The sequence below is a fragment of the Pseudomonas migulae NBRC 103157 genome (assembly GCF_002091715.1).
Taxonomy (GTDB): Bacteria; Pseudomonadota; Gammaproteobacteria; order Pseudomonadales; family Pseudomonadaceae; genus Aquipseudomonas; species Aquipseudomonas migulae_A.
Genome location: NZ_BDAG01000028.1, coordinates 35751 through 50514 on the forward strand (window position 1 = coordinate 35751; position 14764 = coordinate 50514).

General features: G+C 59.0%; 13 protein-coding genes. 5 read left to right on the forward strand and 8 right to left on the reverse strand.

Features of this window, described 5'->3' with window-relative positions; translation table 11 throughout:
* Positions 1 to 46: 46 nt before the first annotated feature.
* From PMI01S_RS20100 to PMI01S_RS20120, 5 genes are all read right to left on the reverse strand, one after another.
* Positions 47 to 2857 (reverse strand): FAD-binding and (Fe-S)-binding domain-containing protein, encoded by a 2811-nt coding sequence (locus tag PMI01S_RS20100; protein ID WP_084321828.1) that lies wholly within the window; start codon positions 2855 to 2857, stop codon positions 47 to 49.
* Positions 2854 to 3525, reverse strand: coding sequence for a LutC/YkgG family protein (locus tag PMI01S_RS20105; RefSeq protein WP_084321829.1), 672 nt, complete (start codon positions 3523 to 3525; stop codon positions 2854 to 2856). The genes PMI01S_RS20100 and PMI01S_RS20105 overlap by 4 nt, the downstream gene beginning before the upstream one ends.
* Positions 3525 to 4979 carry a LutB/LldF family L-lactate oxidation iron-sulfur protein gene (locus tag PMI01S_RS20110; RefSeq protein ID WP_084321830.1) on the reverse strand — a complete coding sequence of 485 codons (1455 nt, stop codon included), beginning with the start codon at positions 4977 to 4979 and terminating at the stop codon, positions 3525 to 3527. Before PMI01S_RS20110 ends, PMI01S_RS20105 begins: the two co-directional genes overlap by 1 nt.
* Positions 4976 to 5800 carry a (Fe-S)-binding protein gene (locus tag PMI01S_RS20115; RefSeq protein ID WP_084321831.1) on the reverse strand — a complete coding sequence of 275 codons (825 nt, stop codon included), beginning with the start codon at positions 5798 to 5800 and terminating at the stop codon, positions 4976 to 4978. The genes PMI01S_RS20110 and PMI01S_RS20115 overlap by 4 nt, the downstream gene beginning before the upstream one ends.
* Before the next feature lie 151 nt (positions 5801 to 5951).
* Positions 5952 to 7646: a lactate permease LctP family transporter gene (locus PMI01S_RS20120; RefSeq protein WP_084321832.1), complete on the reverse strand. Its 1695-nt coding sequence runs from the start codon at positions 7644 to 7646 to the stop codon at positions 5952 to 5954.
* A 261-nt stretch (positions 7647 to 7907) separates the two neighbouring features.
* Between PMI01S_RS20120 and PMI01S_RS20125 the strand changes: the two genes are divergently transcribed.
* Entirely contained in the window at positions 7908 to 8675 is a 768-nt protein-coding gene (locus tag PMI01S_RS20125) for a GntR family transcriptional regulator (RefSeq protein WP_084321833.1), read from the forward strand.
* Positions 8676 to 8795: 120 nt separating this feature from the next.
* Here PMI01S_RS20125 and smpB read toward each other — a convergent pair whose 3' ends face one another.
* Positions 8796 to 9278: an SsrA-binding protein SmpB gene (gene smpB, locus PMI01S_RS20130; RefSeq protein WP_008029800.1), complete on the reverse strand. Its 483-nt coding sequence runs from the start codon at positions 9276 to 9278 to the stop codon at positions 8796 to 8798.
* A gap of 118 nt (positions 9279 to 9396) precedes the next feature.
* Between smpB and PMI01S_RS20135 the strand changes: the two genes are divergently transcribed.
* The 3 genes from PMI01S_RS20135 to PMI01S_RS20145 are packed head-to-tail and all read left to right on the forward strand — an operon-like array spanning position 9397 to position 11549.
* Positions 9397 to 10800, forward strand: a complete 1404-nt coding sequence (locus tag PMI01S_RS20135; RefSeq protein ID WP_084321834.1) for a sodium-dependent transporter — start codon at positions 9397 to 9399, stop codon at positions 10798 to 10800.
* Positions 10801 to 10807: 7 nt separating this feature from the next.
* The gene (locus PMI01S_RS20140; RefSeq protein WP_084321835.1) at positions 10808 to 11242 is read left to right on the forward strand and encodes a type II toxin-antitoxin system RatA family toxin; all 435 of its coding nucleotides are present in this window, start codon (positions 10808 to 10810) and stop codon (positions 11240 to 11242) included.
* On the forward strand, positions 11235 to 11549 hold the full coding sequence (locus tag PMI01S_RS20145) for an RnfH family protein (RefSeq protein ID WP_084321836.1): 315 nt from the start codon (positions 11235 to 11237) through the stop codon (positions 11547 to 11549). Before PMI01S_RS20140 ends, PMI01S_RS20145 begins: the two co-directional genes overlap by 8 nt.
* Positions 11550 to 11609: 60 nt before the next feature.
* On the opposite strand, the gene PMI01S_RS20150 is transcribed toward PMI01S_RS20145, so the two are convergent.
* Positions 11610 to 12137, reverse strand: a complete 528-nt coding sequence (locus PMI01S_RS20150) for an outer membrane protein assembly factor BamE (protein WP_084321837.1) — start codon at positions 12135 to 12137, stop codon at positions 11610 to 11612.
* Between the two features lie 97 nt (positions 12138 to 12234).
* On the opposite strand from PMI01S_RS20150, the gene fur reads away from it, so the two are divergent.
* On the forward strand, positions 12235 to 12639 hold the full coding sequence (gene fur / locus PMI01S_RS20155) for a ferric iron uptake transcriptional regulator (protein ID WP_003197684.1): 405 nt from the start codon (positions 12235 to 12237) through the stop codon (positions 12637 to 12639).
* Positions 12640 to 12866: 227 nt separating this feature from the next.
* On the opposite strand, the gene recN is transcribed toward fur, so the two are convergent.
* Complete coding sequence (recN, locus tag PMI01S_RS20160; RefSeq protein WP_084321838.1) at positions 12867 to 14540, reverse strand: DNA repair protein RecN; 1674 nt, start codon at positions 14538 to 14540, stop codon at positions 12867 to 12869.
* Positions 14541 to 14764: the final 224 nt, after the last annotated feature.

Here is a 14764-nt window from a genome sequence, read left to right on the forward strand (position 1 = left end):
GGCTTAATCAGTGGACTGCGGCTGTGCATCAGGGTTCTATTTTTCTTCAGAGGGTCCTCGCCCGGGTGACTCGGTCCACCAGATAGACCAGCCCGTGGTAGTCAATTCCACCGTGTTGTGTCAGACCGATCTCACAGGTGCGACTGGTGGAAATCCCTTCGCTGCACTGCTGCACCGCATCCTTGAGCGTGCGCAGCGAATGGGCGTTCAGCTCCGGTGTGGTAAAGCCTTTGTCGCCGGCAAATCCACAGCAGTGAATACCTTCGGGAATGACCACGGATTTGCTGCACTTGCGCGCCAGATCGATCAGTGCCTGACTTTCCCCCAGGTGCTGAGTGCTGCACGTAACGTGCACCGCGATTGGCGTGTCCTGCGGTGTGAATTCGAGCCTGTCCATCAAATGCGTACGGATGAAACGCACCGGATCGTACAAGTCCAGTCGAACATCACCCAGGTCCTGAACCAGGCGCAGCGTGCAAGGGCTGGTGTCGCAGTAGATCGGGTCGAGCCCGCCACGGCTGGCGTGCAGCAACGCGCCAATCAGCTCCTGGCGTTTGTGTTCGGCTTGCTCGGCGTAGCCCTTGGAGGCGAACGGCTGACCGCAGCAGAGGCTGTCCTGATTGTCCGGAAAAACGACCTGGTAACCGGCTTTTTCCAGCAGGCCACGGGTTTTGTCGTACAGCGACATTTGTTCTTTATCACCCGCCGCAGGTCCCATCACCCGCGAGACGCAGGCCGCCAGGTACACCACTCGCGGACGCGCATCCGTCACGGTCGGGCTGAAGCGAATGGCCTTTTCCGGCTGCGGCATGGCATTGGTCCATTGCGGGACGTGACCTTTGGACAGCTTCGTCAGCGTCGCCGAAAGTTTCGCCAGGCGTGGCGCACCCAGCAGCATGCGCGCGCCATTGGCCACATGCAGGGTGAAACGTGCACCTTGCAGTGCGGTGGCGAAATTGCCTTCAAGCCAGTTGGCGGTTTTCGTATGCGTCGCCTTACGGCCGCGAAGCTTTTTCACCAGCTCGCCAGTGTTGATTCCTACAGGGCAACGTTGTGCGCACAAGCCGGTGGCGGCGCAGGTGTCGATGCCTTGGTATTCGTAAGCGGCTTCGAGTTCAGTGGTGTCCACGCCTGAACGTTTCTTCGCCTGAATATCCCGCCAGATCACGATGCGCTGGCGCGGGCTCAGGGTCAGGCCTTTCGAGGGGCAAACCGGCTCGCAGAAACCGCACTCGATGCACTTGTCCACAATCTCGTCGGCGGCCGGCAGCGGTTTCAGATGTTTCAGGTGGATCTGCGGATCGTCGCTGAGCACCACGTCGGGATTGAGAATGCCATTAGGGTCGAGCAGGCGTTTGAGCTGCCACATCAACTGGTAGGCATCGCTGCCCCATTCCAGTTCGACGAAGGGCGCCATATTGCGGCCGGTGCCGTGCTCGGCCTTCAGCGAACCGCCGAATTCCACGGCGACCAATTGCGCGACGTCATCCATGAACGCCTGATAGCGTGCGACTTCTTCCGGGTTGTTGAAGCCCTGGGTGAAGACAAAGTGCAGATTGCCTTCCAGGGCGTGTCCGAAAAGAATCGCTTCGTCGTAGTGATGTTTGTCGAACAGCTCGATCAGACGGTTTACGCCGATGGCCAGTTGTTCCACCGGGAACGTCACGTCTTCGATGATCACCGTGGTGCCGGTTTTGCGCACCGCGCCGACGGCGGGGAAGGTGTCCTTGCGAATCGCCCAGAGACGAGCGTTTTCCACGGGGTCTTCGGTGAAATCGACCTGTTTTTCCACCGGGAATGAGGCCAGCGACGCCATGATTTGCGCCAGTTGCTCGTGCAGCAAAGTGGATGACGCGGCGCGAGATTCGATCAGCAGGGCGCAGGCATTGTTCGACAGATGCTGTACGAAAGCCGGCATGCCGGGTTTGTTCTGCACCGAGCGCAGACTGCGGCGGTCCAACAGTTCCACGGCCGACACCGGTTGGCTTTTCAGCACGGTGACGGCGTTGCAGCAGGTTTCCACATCCGGGAACACGATCAGCGCCGAGGCCTTGTTCGGGTGGTCGATCACGGTGTCGTAAGTCACGGCGCTGATGAACCCGAGCGTGCCTTCGGAACCCACCAGCAAGTGGCTCAAGATATCCACAGGCTCATCGAAATCCACCAGGGCGTTGAGTGACAGGCCAGTGGTATTTTTCAGACGATATTTGTGGCGAATTTTTGCGGCCAGTTCGGAATTGGCGCGGGTCTCGCGGCCCAGTGCCGCCAGACGATCAAGCAGCGTTGCATGGCTCTCGCGAAACGCCGCGACACTCGCTGCATCTTCGGTATCGAGGCGGCTGCCGTCGGCGAGCACCAGGCGAATACCGGCCAGCGTGTGATAGGTGTTTTGCGCCGTACCGCAGCACATGCCGCTGGCATTGTTGGCGACAATGCCACCGATTTTGCAGGCGTTGATCGACGCCGGGTCGGGACCGATCTTGCGCCCGAACGGTGCCAGCCACGCATTGGCCTGCGCGCCGATCACGCCCGGTTGCAGGCGAATTTGCGTACCCTGACCGCGGATTTCTCGACCGTTCCAGTTATCCCCAAGCACGATCAGCACCGAATCGCTGATGGCCTGGCCGGACAGGCTGGTGCCGGCGGCGCGGAAGGTCACCGGGACTTGATCCCGTTGCGCCAGTCCGAGCAGTGCCACCACTTCGTCTTCGGATTCGACACGAATCACCAGTTTCGGAATCAACCGGTAGAAACTGGCGTCGGTACCGAAGGCCAATGTCGACAGCGGATCATCGAAACGTCGCTCTTGGGGGATCAGTTTCTGCGCATCTCGCAGGAAAGCCGCCGGTAGATTCATTGGTCCTCCAGGATCAAAACCACCAGGTCTTTCGGGCCGTGGGCGCCGTAAGCCAGGACTTGCTCGATGTCGGCGGTCTTCGACGGGCCGGAGACCAGCAACGCGTTGGTCGGCATGCCTTGCGCCCACTTGAACTCCTGTTGCACCTGATAGAAGTTGTCGCGGATTTCACTGGCCTTGAGCAGGGCGAAATGCACCGGCGGCACCAGGCTCATCAAGCGCGGTTCTTCCCGCGTCGGCCAGAGAATCAGACTGCCTGTGGCGGCGATTGCTCCGAGGGTCGCGGTCAGACTGGCAGGTGTGTCGTTGAACAGTTCGGCTTTCCATTCTTCAACCGGACGGTCGTAGGATTTAAGCGCGGGCAGGCCAGAATTGTTCGCCCAGTGCTGAGCGATACGTTGACCATGAGGCGTAGTCGGCGCGATCAACAGGCTTGGCAATTGGCGATCGCGCAGCAATTGCGCCAGCAGCGCTGGCCAACCGTCGCCTGATGTCAGATGGATTTCGGTGTGCACCGCTTCCATCAGTTTGCGCAACTGCGGGATCCGTTGCTCGGGTGCATAGGTGTAGGGCGCGGTCACCAGTTCGACATTGAATTCGTCAGGCACGGGCGTGGTGCCAGTCAGGCTGTTGCGTAACTTGGCGAGGATATTTCGTTTGGCGCTCATCAGCGGTCTCCCTGTTTGGCCAGATGCTCGCGGGCCATGTCGTGCAGTGAGCGGGCAGCGGGTTTCGGGGCACTGTGGTTTTGCGTCCACGGGCCGACGTTACTCGGGGCGAGGCTGCGCAGGCGCGTGGCGACAAAGCCGAACAGGCGATACAGCGTCGGCGAGCTGTTGAGTTTCGCCCAGGCATTCCAGATAAAACGCTCCTTGCGCGAATACTTGCTGCCTTGGCCGCGCATGACTTGATGCGGACTGTCCGGGGCTTTGACGTTCTCTTCCCGTAGGCGGCGCAGCAACGCAGGGATAGGAATTTTTACCGGGCAGACTTCTCCGCAAGCACCGCACAGCGAGGACGCACTCGGATGATCCGGCACTTTCGCCAGGCCGACCATGTGCGGGGTGATGATTTTTCCGATAGGCCCAGGGTAAACCTCCCCATAGGCGTGGCCGCCAATTCGAGTGTAGACCGGGCAATGATTCATACAGGCGCCGCAGCGGATGCAGTTCAGGGTCTGGCGCAATTCGCTGTCGGCAAAGGCTTGGCTGCGACCGTTGTCCAGCAGCACAAGGTGCACTTCATGTGGGCCATCGCGTTCATCGTCCTTGCGTGGGCCGGAGATCATGTTGACGTAAGTGGTGATCGGCTGGCCAAGGGCCGAGCGGGTCAGCAGCGACAACAGCGGCACCACGTCACGCAGGTTTTCCACGACTTTTTCGATGCCGGTGACGGCGATGTGCACCGGCGGCACGGTGGTGGTCATGCGGCCGTTGCCTTCGTTTTCCACCAGCAGCAGGGTGCCGGTTTCGGCCACGGCGAAGTTGACGCCGGAGACGCCGATGTCCGCTTCGAAGAATTTCTGCCGCAAGACTTTGCGACCGATCTGAATGAGTTGGTCAACGTCCTTGGTGTATTCCACGCCAAGTTTGTCGTGGAACAAGGACGCGACCTGACCGGCGTTCTTGTGGATTGCCGGCATAATAATGTGTGAAGGCTTCTCGTGGTCGAGCTGGACGATGTACTCGCCCATGTCCGACTCCAGGCATTCAATGCCCTGTTCAGCGAGGAAATGATTCATCTCCATCTCTTCGCTGACCATCGATTTGCCCTTGATCACTTGCCGCCCCTCGTGAGCGCGGATGATCGAGAGGACGATGCCATTGGCTTCGTCCACCGTTTCCGCCCAGTGCACTGTCACACCGTTGCGGATCAGGTTCTGTTCAAGCTGCTCGAGCAGGTCGGGCAGCTTCGATAACGCACGGGCGCGGACACCATTGCCCAGCGCGCGCAAATGTTCTCTTTCATGGGCATCGCTGAAGGACGTTGCCCGTTTTGTCATCAGTGAATCCATCGCAGTGCGAAAGTTGTTTCGCAACTGCTTGTCACCCAATGCCGTGTGAGCGCGGGTGCGGAAATCTTCTTCTACGGCAACCGTAGGAATAATCGCGGAAGCGTTCATTGGCCGCCTCCGGTTCGCTGCCAGAGGAAACTGGCCAGATGCTGACCGCGCAACGCTTCCTTCTGTTTCTCCAGCGAGCCGTTGATGTTCATCAGGCAACCGCAGTCGGCACTGAGTACCTTGTGCGCACCGGATTCCTTCAACGACCGAGTCTTGTCAGCCACCATCGCCCCGGAAATGTCTGGCATACGGACGCTGAATGTCCCACCAAAGCCACAGCATTCACTTTCATGGCCATGGTCGACGCGTTCCACGTTGTCCAGCTGCGCCAACAACTCGCGGCCGTGCAGGTGGGTGTTCATCTCACGACGTGCCGAGCACGAGGTGTGTAACGCCACTTTTACCGGCTCGCCGCTGTCCTTGAGCTGCACCTTGCAGACAAACAACAGAAACTCGGCCAACTCATAAGTCCGGGCGGCCAGCGCCTGAACCTGTTTCAGTGTTTGCGGCTCGTCCTTGAACAAGTCGGCGTAGTGTTCGCGCAACATGCCGGCACACGATCCCGACGGCACCACCACTGGATAGTCGCCAGCGAACAGCGCCAGTTGCGCGCGCGCCACGGTCCGGGCCTGGTCGGTGTAACCGGAGGTGTAGGCCGGTTGCCCGCAGCAGCTTTGTCCTTGCGGGTACTCGACACGAATGCCTTCGCGTTCCAACAGGTGAATCGCATCCATCCCGGCTTCCGGGTAGAACAAATCCACCACGCAGGTCCCGAACAGGTAGACCCGTGACGGTTTTTCGCTGGGATATTGCCGAGGCTCGGGCAGGGGCGGGGCGACGCGGGTCGCGTTCGGCACTGCGTTGTAAAAAAGCTCGCTCATCAGGCGTGTCTCCGGGTGGGCCCGGTTATCCGTCCGCTGAGGCTGCCGAATATAGAGAGTGATTCTTTCAGCAGCCTTACAGACCGGGTTGTGGATAGCTGACGCCGGAATCGTGGTCCGGCGTCGGTTTTTGCTGTTTATCTTGTAGGACTTAGTGCACCAGCATGCCGGTGAACCAGTAGGCCTGAGCCAGGGTGATCAAGCCGACGATCGTTGCAAAGAACAGGCTGTGCTTGAGGGTGAAGCGGAACAGATCCGACTCCTTGCCCACCAGTCCGGTCGCGGCGCAGGCCACGGCGATCGATTGTGGCGAGATCATCTTGCCGGTTACGCCGCCGCTGGTGTTCGCCGCGACCAGCAAGGTGTCGCTGACGCCGATCTGGTGTGCGGTGGTCGCTTGCAACGAACTGAACAGCGCGTTGGACGAAGTATCGGAACCGGTCAGGAACACGCCCAGCCAGCCGAGGAACGGCGAGAAGAACGGGAACGCCGCGCCAGTGCCCGCCAGTACCAGGGCCATGGTCGACGACATGCCCGAGTAATTGGTGACGAAGGCAAACGCCAGCACCATGCCGATGGACAGAATTGGCCAGCGCAGCTCGTAGAAGGTTTCTTTTAAAGTGGTAAGACCAGTTTTGAGGTTGATCTTCAGTACCAGCATCGAGATCAGCGCGGAGAAGAAAATCGCCGTGCCGGTCGCGGAAATCGGATCGAGTTTGAACACGGCTGGAATGGCGGTTGGCGCAGTCACGATCGGTGCAACCTTGATCACCATTTGATCCAGGTGCGGGATCGCGAAGTTGAACACCCAGCTGTACATCGAGCCGCCAGCGGCAAACATTGCCTTGAACGGTTTCAGGGTCCAGATGGTGACCAGCACGGTGAGGATCAGGAACGGCGACCACGCTTTGAAGATTTCACCGAAGCTGTAAGGCGAGGCCACGGTTGTGCGCGGCTGGCCGAAACCACCGGCGCTGGCAGTCACAACGGAGGCCGAGACCGCGCCAGCGATGTGTTGGCCCGCAGCGCGTTTTGGCTGCCAGACTTTCAGGAACAGCGTCAGGGAAATCAGGCTGGCCAGGGCCGAGGTGATGTCCGGCAGCTCAGGGCCGATGAAGTTCGACGTGAAGTACTGGGTGATGGCAAAGCTCAAGCCAGCGACCAGTGCTGCCGGCCAGGTTTCCCGCACACCGCGCAGGCCGTCCATCATGAACACCAGCCAGAACGGCACGAACAGCGACAGCAACGGCAGTTGGCGGCCGGTCATGGCGCCGATCTTGAACGCATCGATGCCGGTCACTTGCCCGGCCACGATGATTGGAATCCCCAAGGCACCAAAGGCTACCGGCGCAGTGTTGGCGATCAGGCACAGGCCTGCGGCGTACAGCGGGTTGAAGCCCAGTCCCACAAGCAGTGCGGCGGTAATCGCTACCGGTGCGCCGAAACCGGCTGCACCTTCAAGGAATGCACCGAAGCAGAAACCGATCAGCAGCACCTGCAAGCGCTGGTCGTCCGTGATCGACAGGACCGAGCTGCGAATCACCTCGAACTGACCGCTCTTGACCGTCAGTTTGTAGAGGAAAACTGCTGCCACGATGATCCACGCAATCGGCCACAAACCGTAGGCGAAGCCATACCCGGCGGCGGCGAATGCCATGTCGACCGGCATCTGGAAAGCGAAAATCGCGACTGCAATGGACAAAGCCAGCGTGATGCTGCCGGCCACGTGTCCTTTGAGCCGGAACACGGCCAATGCCAGAAAGAAAAACACGATGGGAATGACGGCCGCGAGCGCGGAAAAGCCAAGGCTGCCGAGCGGGGTATAGAGCTGTTGCCAGGTTTGCATATGGGGTGGCCCCTAATTGTTGTTGGTCATGCACTGTCAGCGTTCTTGGGTAATTGGTAATACCAATTTACAATCGCTGTTCGCTAGGGTAAAAGCCTTGTAGGCGGTGTGTCAATTTGCCGCCCTAAAACTTTTGTCGAACAAGCGCTCTGGCTCCCGAGTGATGCGCTCGAACAAATGCTGTCGGGTAGGTGCTGGCACAGCGCCGATAGGCCAGAATAGAGAGCCCGGCGAGCCGTCGGGATCGTGGAGATTTGAGTTATGGGGTTTGATCAAATTCGTCAGCGCCGTTTGTCTGACGATATTGTCGAGCGGCTCGAGGGGATGATTCTCGAGGGCACGCTGAAAGCAGGTGAGCGCTTGCCGGCAGAGCGCGCGCTGGCCGAGCAGTTCGGCGTGTCACGCCCTTCGTTACGCGAAGCGATTCAGAAACTGGCGGCCAAGGGCTTGCTGGTCAGTCGCCAGGGCGGCGGAAACTACGTAGTGGAATCACTGGGTACGACCTTCAGTGATCCACTTCTTCATCTGCTGGAAAGCAATCCCGAGGCCCAGCGTGATCTGCTGGAGTTTCGCCACACCCTGGAAGCGTCCTGCGCCTATTACGCTGCGCTGCGTGCCACGGATGTCGATCGCGAGCGGCTGACCGCAGCCTTTAATGAACTGCAGGATTGCTACACGCGTCACGATGAGGTGAGTCGGGCGGAGGAGGGCGCGGCGGATGCAAAATTTCACCTGGCCATCGCCGAGGCCAGTCACAACGCGGTGTTGCTGCACACCATTCGCGGGCTGTTCGATCTGCTCAAGCGCAACGTGGTGACCAACATCGGCGGTATGTACAAACAGCGCACTGAAACCCGCGACATGCTGATCACGCAGCACCGGGAGTTGTACATGGCGATTATCGAAGGAAGGGCGGAGCAGGCGCGAGAAGTCTCAAGCCGACACATTTTGTATGTGCAGGAAGTGCTGGAAGAAGTGCGTCAGGAAGTGCAACGCATGGCCCGGGCGGAGCGGCGCAAGGGGATGTAATTTAAAAAAAACAAAAGATCGCAGCCTTCGGCAGCGCCTACAGGGAAATGCGGATCCCGGTGTAGGCGTTGCCGAAGGCTGCGATCTTTTCGCTAGCGCCGCAACGTTCAGGCAGAAAGATTACTCTTCCTTGCCCTTGTTGCGCACCGCACGTTGCAGCTCGCGACCGGCGTCGCGTTCGCGTTCGGTGTCACGCTTGTCATATTCCTTCTTGCCCTTGCCCAGTGCGATCTCGCACTTGACCATGTGCTTGCTCCAGTACCAGGACAGGCACACGCAGGCGTAACCTTTTTGCTGCACGGCGGCGGCCAGCTTTTCCAGCTCGCGGCGGTTGAGCAGCAATTTTCGGGTGCGCGTCGGGTCAGCAATGACGTGGGTGCTGGCGGTCGTCAGTGGCGTAATGTGGCTGCCAAGCAGCCAGGCTTCGCCATCCTTGAGCAGTACATAACTGTCAACCAGCTGTAGCTTGCTCGCCCGCAGACTTTTTACTTCCCAGCCGGCCAGGACCAGACCAGCCTCGAACCGATGTTCGATGAAGTAATCGTGTCGCGCCTTTTTATTTTGCGCGATGGTCCCTGTTGGGTGTTTCTTCTGTTTAGCCATAGGGGCGGCATTATAGGGAGTTGCAAGCGAGTCGGCTACGGTGACGCAGCGTGCTTGAGCAGGTTGATTGAATCCCGGACAATGCGCCCTCTTTTTTCAATGCTGGGACGTGGTAACGATGTCGACAGACAAGGTTTCTGTCCACGGCAGTTGGGCTAGCCGCTGGGTCTTCATACTCGCCGCGACCGGTTCGGCCGTGGGCCTGGGTAGCATCTGGAAGTTCCCGTACATGGTCGGGGTCTACGGCGGCGGTGCGTTTGTGCTGATGTTCCTGGCCTGTATCGCACTGATCGGCGTGCCGGTCATGCTGGCGGAAACCCTGATCGGCCGGCGTGCCCGGCAAAGTCCCGCCAACGCGTTGAAGGTGCTGGCGCTGGAGGCGGGGCATTCGGGCAAGTGGTCCTGGGGTGCGTTCGCCGGGATGATCACAGCGCTGCTGATCCTGTCTTTCTATAGCGTTGTCGGCGGCTGGTCGCTGGATTACATCATCGACATGGGGCGCGGTGATTTCCAGGGTGTAACGCCTGATCAGGTCGGCGCGTACTTTGGCAAGGTGATCGCCGATCCATGGCGCCTGACACTTTGGCACACGATTTTTATGCTGCTGTCCGCCATTGTGATCGCCAAAGGCGTCGTTGCCGGGCTTGAACGCAGCCTGCGGATCATGATGCCGTTGCTCTTTGTGATGATCCTGGTGCTGCTGGGTTACAGCATGACCACCGGCCATTTCATGGAGGGCGTGCATTTCATGTTCGACTTCCACCCGGAAAAAGTCCTCGACGGTTTGTTGCCCGCCATGGGGCATGCGTTCTTCTCCCTCAGCGTAGGCGTGGGTTCGATCATGATCTACGGCGCTTACATGCCGAAAGACTCGTCGATTTCAGGCACCGTCGTCGGAGTAGCGCTGCTCGATACCTTTGTTTCTCTCGTGGCCGGCCTGGCGTTGTTTCCCATAGTGTTTGCTGCCGGCCTGAATCCGAGTGAAGGCCCTGGCCTGATGTTCGTCAGCCTGCCATTTGCCTTTGGCAACGTAGCGTTTGGCCAGTTGATGGGCGTAGTGTTCTTCGTGCTTGTAGCGATTGCGGCCTGGAGTTCGGCGATTTCGTTGCTGGAGCCGATGGTGGCTTACCTGGTTGAGCGTACTAAAGTCAGTCGCGCCTGGGTGACGTTCTGGCTGGCATTCACATGCTGGTTCGTCGGTCTTGGGACTGTGTTTTCCTTCAATATCTGGAAGGAAGCCAAGTTTTTCGTGAACGAAGGCGGGATGTTCCATCTCTATCAATGGGGTGCGGCCGGCGGCCTGGATTTCTTTGGCGTGATCGATTTCTTCACCTCGCGGATCATGCTGCCTCTCGGTGGTTTGTGTTTCGTGGTGTTTGCGGGCTGGGTGATGGGGCGTGAAGCGGTGCGCGACGAGTTGTCGATCCGCAGCCCCATGCTGTTCAATCTGTCCCTGTTTTTGATGCGCTATGTAGCGCCCATCGGCATTCTCGTAGTGTTTGCCGCCCAGCTGTGGAAGTGACGCTGACATGACGACACACATTCAACGTTCGGCCCTGCTGCCGTATCCGGCGCAAGCGCTGTATGACTTGGTCAATGACGTGGCGCGTTACCCGGAGTTTCTGCCGTGGTGCTCGTCGGCCGAAGTCCTGGAAAGCTCTATCGAGCACATGCGTGCAAGCGTTGGTGTGGCCAAAGGTGGCCTCAGCCAGCATTTCGTAACGCGCAACACGCTGGTGCCCGGGCAATCGATCGAAATGAATCTCGAGGAAGGTCCGTTCACTCAGTTGCACGGCATCTGGGTGTTCAAGGCGTTGACCGACAAGGCCTGCAAGATCAGCCTGGACCTTTCGTTCGACTATGCAGGGCCGATTGTCCGCGCAACGTTGGGGCCATTGTTCAATCAGGCGGCCAATACGCTGGTGGATGCATTCTGCCAGCGCGCCAAGCAGATGCATGGTTGAGGTCGTGATCGAAGTCGAGGTGGTGTATGCCGCCGTTGATCGTCAGGTGCTTCTAAGTGTGACCGTGCCAGCGGGGACGACAGTGCGGGCGGCTTTGCTGGCGTCGGGGGTAGATCGCGAGTTTCCTGAGCTGGACCTGGCTGAATGCCCTGTGGGGATATTCGGCAAGGTGGTCATCGATCCTGATACTCGTCAGCTACAGGCGGGGGATCGCATCGAGATTTATCGACCGCTGCTGGCCGATCCGAAAGAGGTTCGCCGGCTTCGTGCCGCCAAGGCTGCCGAGGCCAAAGCGCGGAATCAGTGATGTGCCAAACGGCAGACAATAAAAAACCCGGACATTCCGGGTTTTTTATTGCGTCGCAAATTATTGCGGCGAGGTTTCCAGCGGTTCTGGCGTCGGGACCGGTACGGTTTCTACGCCGTCTACGTCCTTCTGGATCTGATCCAGCAACGAACCCGGCTTGACCGGTTTTTCCGGTTTCGGCTTCTCGGCGTTTTCTGCAGGTGCGGTCACGGTAGTGCCGCTGTCCTTGCCGAGAATGGCTTCGTCCCGGCTCACGCCTGGCATGAAATCACCGGAGAGGCTGACAAGTTGGTCATTTGGGTTGAAGATAACGCTAATGCGTTCCTGTTGGCGTTCACCGCCACCCGGTTGCAGGCTATACAGATAATCCCAGCGATCGGCATGGAACGTGTCGGTCAGCAGAGGGTTGCCCATGATAAACCGTACTTGCCGACGGGTCATTCCCGGGCGTAACTGGTCTATCATGTCCTGCGTGACGACATTGCCCTGCTGGATGTCGATTTTGTAAACCCCGGGGAATGAACAACCGGCGAGTGCGAGCAGTCCCACAAAGGTGAAACTGGTTAGCAAGAGCTTGGTGTTTTGCATCGGTGGGCGACTTCCACTATCTTGGCTGGGACAACGTAAACGCCGATCATACCCGCATTAAGAGAAGCTGCGAAGCAGCATCGCGAGAAAGCTGACCATGGTTGAAAATAGCGAACTACGCAAAGCCGGCCTCAAAGTGACCCTTCCACGGGTCAAGATTCTGCAAATGCTCGATTCCGCCGAGCAACGCCACATGAGTGCCGAGGATGTTTACAAGGCGCTGATGGAGGCTGGTGAGGACGTCGGTCTGGCCACGGTTTACCGTGTACTGACCCAGTTCGAGGCAGCTGGCCTTGTGGTGCGGCACAACTTCGACGGAGGCCATGCGGTCTTCGAGCTGGACGACGGCAAGCATCACGACCATATGGTCAACGTCGAGACCAGTGAAGTGATCGAATTCTTCGACGAAGAAATCGAGCGCCTGCAGAAAGCGATCGTCGACAAGTATGGCTTCGAGATGGTTGATCACAATCTTGTGCTGTACGTGCGCAAGAAAAAGTAAGCATGTCGCGCGAACTTCAGGTTCGCGAAACGAGCGAAGGCGACCCCAGGGTCGCCTTCGTGCTTTCTGCCGGCCTTAGATGTTTTGCGGCCTTCGCTGGTTGGCACTCGGCCTCCTGTAGGCGCCGGCTTGCTGGCGATGGTCGTTGACGATAACGCGTAGGATCTGATTAAACGCGGCGCATCCATCGCCAGCAAGCCGGCTCCTGCATGTCTCGCGTGCGAAGCTTAGATTTTTGCGGTAACGACCATTTTTTTCGCGTGGGCCAGGGATTCCTTGGTCAAGTCGATGCCGCCCAGCATCCGTGCGACTTCTTCGACGCGATCATTCTTGCTGAGCTTGGAGACGGCCGTGTGGGTCGCATCCTCGCCACGCACCTTGTGCACAAATAGATGCTGATGACCCTGCGCCGCCACTTGTGGCAAGTGAGTCACCGTCAACACCTGCCCGCGCTCGCCAAGGCGACGCAGCAGCTGGCCGACAATCTCCGCAGTCGGTCCGCCGATACCCACGTCCACTTCGTCAAATACCAGTGTCGGTACGCGTGAGGTCTGCGCGGTGATCACCTGAATCGCGAGGCTGATCCGCGAGAGCTCGCCGCCCGAGGCTACTTTTGCCAAGGCTTTCAAGGGCTGGCCGGGGTTGGCGCTCACCAGCAGCTCTACCTGTTCGAGCCCGTTGGGTAGCAACTCATCGCTGCTGTTGGGGCGCAGTTCGATGGTGAAGCGACCTCCGGGCATGCCCAGTCGCTGAATTTCCTGCTCCACGGCGCTGGCCAGACTGCTGGAGGCTTGATGGCGCAGGTCGCTGAGTTCTCGAGCCTTCTCCTGGTAATGGCGAGCATAGGACGCCAGCTCATCGCTCAGTCGTTCGATGGATTCGTCGTTCGCATTCAACGTTTCGATTTCATCCAGCAACCGCTGCTGCATTTCGGCCACTTCGGTGGGCTGGATGCGGTGTTTGCGCGCCATGGTGTAGATCGCATCGAGGCGTTCTTCCAGGTATTGAAGACGCGCCGGGTCCGCATCGAAGTTGTCGAGAAAGCGATTCAGCTCGCCCACGGCTTCTTCAACCTGGATCTGTGCACTGGTCAGCAAACTGCTGGCTTCGCCCAGCGCGCCAATCGAGTTGTTCACGCTCGACAGCCGATTCAGGCTGGCGGTCAGGGCATTCAGGACATTGCCGGAATCACTTTCGCTGCACTGCTCGACCACTTGTCGGCAGATTCCCAGCAGGGTTTCGGCGTTGGTCAGGTTCTTGTGTTCCTGCTCCAACTGCTCCAGTTCGTTTTCGCCGAGGCCGAGGTTTTCCAGCTCTTCGAGTTGATAGCTCAGCAATTGATGGCGTGCGCGCTGCTCATCGCCGGAGTTGGACAGGCGCTCCAGCTCCTGACGGGTCTGGCGCCAGCGCTGGGCGGCAAGCTGAACCTGACGGGCAAGGTCGGTGGCACCGGCATACTCGTCGAGCAGGCGTCGGTGAGTGTCGGTCTTGAGCAGGGATTGGTGTTCGTGCTGGCTGTGGATATCAATCAGTAGTTCGCCCAGGGACTTGAGATCACCGAGCGGGCAGGGCGTGCCGTTGATATAGCCGCGCGAACGTCCTTCGGCAGTGATCACCCGGCGAAGGATGCATGGGCCATCGCTTTCGAGGTCGCGCTCGGCCAGCCAGGCACTGGCTTCAGGAATGTCGACCAGGTCGAAGGTGGCCAGGATGTCGGCCTTGTCGGCACCGGGGCGGACGACGCCACTGTCGGCGCGATCGCCCAGAGTCAGGCCCAGGGCGTCGAGCATGATCGACTTCCCGGCGCCGGTTTCACCCGTGATCACGCTCATCCCGCGATCGAGTTCGAGATCGAGATGTTCGACGATGGCATAGTTGTGTACGGACAGGTGCACCAGCATAAAGGCCGCTCCCAGGCTTTAGGTCTGGTTATTTATACAGTGTTTTATTTGCGCCTGACAATGCCCTCGCTTAGCTCGATTTGCTTGATCCGACGAAATCGTTAGCCCATTGAGGAATGACAATGCAGCTGTTTTTTGTAGGGTTAATCATAACGAGCCCCTTGAAGCTGATTTTTGCGGCCCCATATACCGGGACAGAAGCGCGAGTTGAGCTCGCGGACGAA

What these genes read in the sequence shown, in the direction of transcription:
- PMI01S_RS20100 (WP_084321828.1), bottom strand. Translation starts at nt 2,857, where the DNA reads ATGAATCTACCGGCGGCTTTCCTGCGAGATGCGCAGAAACTGATCCCC.
- PMI01S_RS20105 (WP_084321829.1), bottom strand. Translation starts at nt 3,525, where the DNA reads ATGAGCGCCAAACGAAATATCCTCGCCAAGTTACGCAACAGCCTGACT.
- PMI01S_RS20110 (WP_084321830.1), bottom strand. Translation starts at nt 4,979, where the DNA reads ATGAACGCTTCCGCGATTATTCCTACGGTTGCCGTAGAAGAAGATTTC.
- PMI01S_RS20115 (WP_084321831.1), bottom strand. Translation starts at nt 5,800, where the DNA reads ATGAGCGAGCTTTTTTACAACGCAGTGCCGAACGCGACCCGCGTCGCC.
- PMI01S_RS20120 (WP_084321832.1), bottom strand. Translation starts at nt 7,646, where the DNA reads ATGCAAACCTGGCAACAGCTCTATACCCCGCTCGGCAGCCTTGGCTTT.
- PMI01S_RS20125 (WP_084321833.1), top strand. Translation starts at nt 7,908, where the DNA reads ATGGGGTTTGATCAAATTCGTCAGCGCCGTTTGTCTGACGATATTGTC.
- smpB (WP_008029800.1), bottom strand. Translation starts at nt 9,278, where the DNA reads ATGGCTAAACAGAAGAAACACCCAACAGGGACCATCGCGCAAAATAAA.
- PMI01S_RS20135 (WP_084321834.1), top strand. Translation starts at nt 9,397, where the DNA reads ATGTCGACAGACAAGGTTTCTGTCCACGGCAGTTGGGCTAGCCGCTGG.
- PMI01S_RS20140 (WP_084321835.1), top strand. Translation starts at nt 10,808, where the DNA reads ATGACGACACACATTCAACGTTCGGCCCTGCTGCCGTATCCGGCGCAA.
- PMI01S_RS20145 (WP_084321836.1), top strand. Translation starts at nt 11,235, where the DNA reads ATGGTTGAGGTCGTGATCGAAGTCGAGGTGGTGTATGCCGCCGTTGAT.
- PMI01S_RS20150 (WP_084321837.1), bottom strand. Translation starts at nt 12,137, where the DNA reads ATGCAAAACACCAAGCTCTTGCTAACCAGTTTCACCTTTGTGGGACTG.
- fur (WP_003197684.1), top strand. Translation starts at nt 12,235, where the DNA reads ATGGTTGAAAATAGCGAACTACGCAAAGCCGGCCTCAAAGTGACCCTT.
- recN (WP_084321838.1), bottom strand. Translation starts at nt 14,540, where the DNA reads ATGCTGGTGCACCTGTCCGTACACAACTATGCCATCGTCGAACATCTC.